General features: G+C 76.7%; 1 protein-coding gene and 1 pseudogene. One reads left to right on the forward strand and one right to left on the reverse strand.

From position 1 onward, the window contains the following. Positions 1-328, forward strand: a pseudogene (locus tag AB0K09_RS33465) (allophanate hydrolase subunit 2 family protein); the annotation flags it as partial. A gap of 187 nt (positions 329-515) precedes the next feature. Here AB0K09_RS33465 and AB0K09_RS33470 read toward each other — a convergent pair. Continuing rightward, positions 516-1,287: glycosyltransferase (locus AB0K09_RS33470; RefSeq protein ID WP_366069153.1), on the reverse strand; the 772-nt coding region annotated here is incomplete at its 5' end.

A 1,287-nucleotide genomic window follows, 5' to 3' on the forward strand; every position in this document is an offset into this window, starting at 1 on the left:
GCCGCTCGTACTCGGCCCGCGCGACGACTGGTTCCCGGCGGGTGCGCTGCGCACGCTGGCGAGCGGCGCGTACCGGGTCTCGCCGGCGAGCAACCGCATCGGCCTCCGCACGGAGGGGCCGCCCCTGCCGCGCACCCGTGCGGGTGAGCTGCCCAGTGAGGGCATGGTGCTGGGGGCCGTCCAAGTCCCCCCGGACGGCCGCCCGGTCGTCTTCCTCGCCGACCACCCGACCACCGGGGGCTACCCGGTCGTGGGCGTGGTCCCACCCCCCGCGCTCGCGGCTGCGGCGCAGGCGGTACCGGGTACGGTGATCCGCTTCCTGCCGTAGCCGTAGCCGTAGCCGTAGCCCGGCGGGCAACCCCGCACCGCAAGCACCGGCCACTGGCCATCGGCCGGCACGGCACCGCCGGACACCGCCGTCTCGCTGCCCGCCGTCGCGGCGGAGAAGAACTGCGGTGACCGTCACCGCACCAACCCCGCACCCCGGCCACCGGCCGGCGAGGCTGGGGCGGTCGTCAGCGCGTCCTGCGGTCTCGGCCGGTGGGGCCCCTCCGGAGGAGTTGCGTGTAGTGGGACAGGAGTTGGTCGCCCACTGCCGTCCAGGTGCGGCCCAGGACCGAGGCTCGGGCTGCTCGGCCGTAGTCGGCCCGGCGGCGGCGGGCGGATTCCAGGGTGAGGACCGCGTCGCGGAGGGCCTCGGGGTCGTGGGGGCGGACCAGGAGGCCCGTGCGGGCGTGGTCGACCAGGTCGAGGGGGCCGCCGGCGGCGGGGGCGATGACGGGGACGCCGCTGGCCTGTGCCTCCTGGACGGCCTGGCAGAACGTTTCGTGCGCGCCGGTGTGGACGAAGACGTCCAGCGAGGCGACGATCCGGGCGAGTTCGTCGCCGGTGAGGGTGCCGAGGAAGCGCGCGCCGGGCAGGGCGGTACGCAGCCTCGCCGCGTGCGGGCCGTCGCCCGCGATGACGACCCGTACGCCGGGCAGCGCGCAGACGGGGGCGAGTAACTCCACGCGCTTCTCCGGGGCGAGGCGGCCCACGTAGCCGACGATCAGTTCGCCGCCGGGCGCGAGCGCGCGTCGGAGGTCCAGGTCGCGGCGGGAGGGGTGGAAGCGCTCGGAGTCCACGCCGCGCGGCCACAGCCGGACGCGCGGCACGCCGTGCGCGGTCAGGTCGCGGGCGGCGGCGACGGAGGGGGCGAGCGTCCGGTCGGCGGCGGCGTGCACGGTGCGGATGCCGCTGGGAATGGTGCCGCTGCCGACGAAATGGACCATCCAGTTCGGCGAGCCC

The sequence above is a fragment of the Streptomyces sp. NPDC049577 genome, assembly GCF_040675635.1.
GTDB lineage: Bacteria > Actinomycetota > Actinomycetes > Streptomycetales > Streptomycetaceae > Streptomyces.